The organism is Nocardia aurea (assembly GCF_003123685.1).
GTDB lineage: Bacteria > Actinomycetota > Actinomycetes > Mycobacteriales > Mycobacteriaceae > Nocardia > Nocardia aurea.
This window is the reverse complement of sequence record NZ_QCYJ01000038.1, coordinates 1-2,274: the sequence shown is the minus strand read 5'-3', so window position 1 is coordinate 2,274 and position 2,274 is coordinate 1. Positions and strand designations below refer to the sequence as shown.

The following is a 2,274-nucleotide window of genomic DNA, read 5'->3' as shown; positions in this document are numbered from 1 at the left end:
GCGACCATGAGGGCCAGCGCGGGCAGGAGCCTACGGGCCCTGCGCCCCCAGAAGGCCACCAGGTCGATACGGCCGCGCCCGGCGAGCTCCTCCAGCAGCAGACCGGTGATCAGAAAGCCGGACAGGACGAAGAACAGGTCGACGCCCAGGAACCCGCCGCGCATGTGCCCGGCGTGGAACAGCAGGACCGCGGCGACGGCGAGCCCGCGCAGCCCATCGAGCGCGCCGATATGCGCGCGGCGGGAGGCTGAAGCCATCAGCCGCAGCCGAGTTTGACGAAGCGCTCGTCGCCGGTCCACGGCCCGGTGGCCCAGGCGCCGGGGGCGGCCGGGGTGAAGCCGGCCAGCTTGCCGAGCCGCCTGGCGAACCAGGTGGCGAAGGCCGCCGACCCTTGTTGACAGGAGTGGATCCCGTCCTTGGCACGCTGGGCCTTGTCGGCGGCGTAGTCGTCCCCCCACAGCTCAGAGGCATCCAGGTAGCGAACGTCAGCGACCTTGGCGGCCATCGCGGGCGCGCTCTTGATCGCGTCCTCGTGGGGCTTGAAGAATTCGTCGATCTTGAACGGCGGGGCGGACACCAGGACGAGCCGGGCACCGGCGTCCTTCGCCGTCCGGGAGAGCTTCTGGTAGGCCACCAGCTGCTGGCGGGGCGTGCCCCAGTCGTAGGTGGTGATCTGGTATGCGATCACCGTCGGCCGGAAGGAGGCGAGGTCATCCTTCAGCCTCTTCCAGGTGTCCTTGGCCCCCACAGCCGTCACCGGGTGATCACCGGCGACGATGTTGCCGCCGCCGTCAGAGGTGGCGTTCTTGAACTGCACACCGCTGGCCTTCAGCGCGGCCTCCACGGCCGGGGCCTCCGCGCCCGCGATGGAGTCGCCCATCCACAGCACCCTGACGCTGGTCGCGGCCTGACTGGCGTGCTGGGCCGTCGCGTCCGCCGCGGGCGGTCCGTCGCCGGGGGCTGCGGTGAATGCGCCGCAGGCCGCCAGCGTGGCCCCGACCGCGACGGCCACGGCCGCCATCACTCCGGCACGACGGCGGCCAGTGGATCCATGGAGGAACGGGGAGTCAGGAGAGGGGTTCGTTGGTTGCATGATCCGTAGGCAAGCAGACGAATCCGGTGATCAACCGCGTTGTCATCGTTTCATCACACAATGAGGGATCAGCTATCACAGAGCTTCGCTGACCCTCGCCTCCGGCGCGGTACTGCCCGCCGGCGCAGGTGCGCGAGACGATGGGATTCGGGCTGGCGACGTTGGAACCGAGGACAGCAGACCGGGTGTCCGGCCACGGAAGCGCCCCGGTCGAGCGGGGAATGCCGGGCGCGAGAGGAACGTCCGCCATCCGGGTCAACCCGAGGTTGGTCGAATGGCTGATCAGCACGGTGATCAGGTTCTGCTCCGGCTCCGGGCTGCGGGACTGGTTGCCGCCGGCATGGGTGGAGCAATCAGGAACCCGGTCCGTTCGTCGTTCTCGATCAGCGGCGACCCGATCGGCGCGAACGGCAGCATCTCGGTCAGCTCGGCCTGGACCAGGCCCGCAGTGGCAGACCGCCGACCGCCTCGTCCGGGATCGCCGGGTCGGCGACCACGAAAGTCACCGCGGCGGCCTCCCGCCTCGACGGGTCGGCCATCGCTGCCGACAGCGCCGGGGGGCTGGCCTGGGGATTATGGTGATCCGCCCATCAGTCTCAGCGGCCCACGGCATAGCCCTGCATGCCTCGCGCATTGGCGGCGCCCCACATGACACCTGGCCGCTCAGGGTCGCGCCCGACGGCCGACAGGCGGCCGAGTGCCCAGTCACCGGCCCGGGTGATCCGATGGCCACGGCGTTCGAGGCCGGCGATGACACGATCCCCGAGACGGTCTTCGACAACAGCCCCGGCCGGTGTGCGGTGACGGGGCCAGAACGAAGCCGGTGAAGAGGTCGTGTGGAAGGCAGGGGCGTCGATCGCCTGTTGCGGTGTGAAACCACCGACGAGGGTGCGAAGCAGGTAGAGCAACTGCCACTGATCCTGCTGATCACCGCCTGGGGAACCGAGCGCGGCGATCGGGTTCTCGTCGCGCAGCACCAAGGTCGGGGTCAGGGTGGTGCGTGGTCTGCGGCCCGGGGTGAGTGTGTCGGGCAGGCCGTCTTGCAGCCAGGTCATCTGCAATCGCGTGCCCAGGGAGAACCCCAGTTCCGGGATCACCGGCGAGGATTGCAGCCAGCCGCCGGACGGCGTGGCCGAGACCAGGTTGCCCCAGCGGTCCACGACGTCCAGATGGCAGGTGTC

The 2,274-nt window shown here is 69.8% G+C and carries 3 protein-coding genes and 1 pseudogene; all 4 read right to left on the bottom strand.

The features are described from left to right. Positions 1-257 (bottom strand): acyltransferase family protein (locus DAT37_RS12260; protein ID WP_157978452.1); only part of this gene is annotated, 257 nt, incomplete at its 3' end. Then, positions 257-1,021, bottom strand: coding sequence for an SGNH/GDSL hydrolase family protein (locus DAT37_RS12255; protein ID WP_198654213.1), 765 nt, complete (start codon positions 1,019-1,021; stop codon positions 257-259). The genes DAT37_RS12255 and DAT37_RS12260, both read right to left, overlap by 1 nt. Positions 1,022-1,334: 313 nt before the next feature. After that, a pseudogene (locus tag DAT37_RS46395) lies at positions 1,335-1,531 on the bottom strand (Tn3 family transposase); the annotation flags it as partial. Positions 1,532-1,689: 158 nt separating this feature from the next. Beyond that, positions 1,690-2,274: gamma-glutamyltransferase (locus DAT37_RS12245; protein ID WP_198654212.1), on the bottom strand; the 585-nt coding region annotated here is incomplete at its 5' end.

Excerpts from the sequence above, each read along its gene's own strand:
- DAT37_RS12255 (WP_198654213.1), bottom strand. The coding sequence starts at position 1,021 with ATGGCGGCCGTGGCCGTCGCGGTCGGGGCCACGCTGGCGGCCTGCGGC.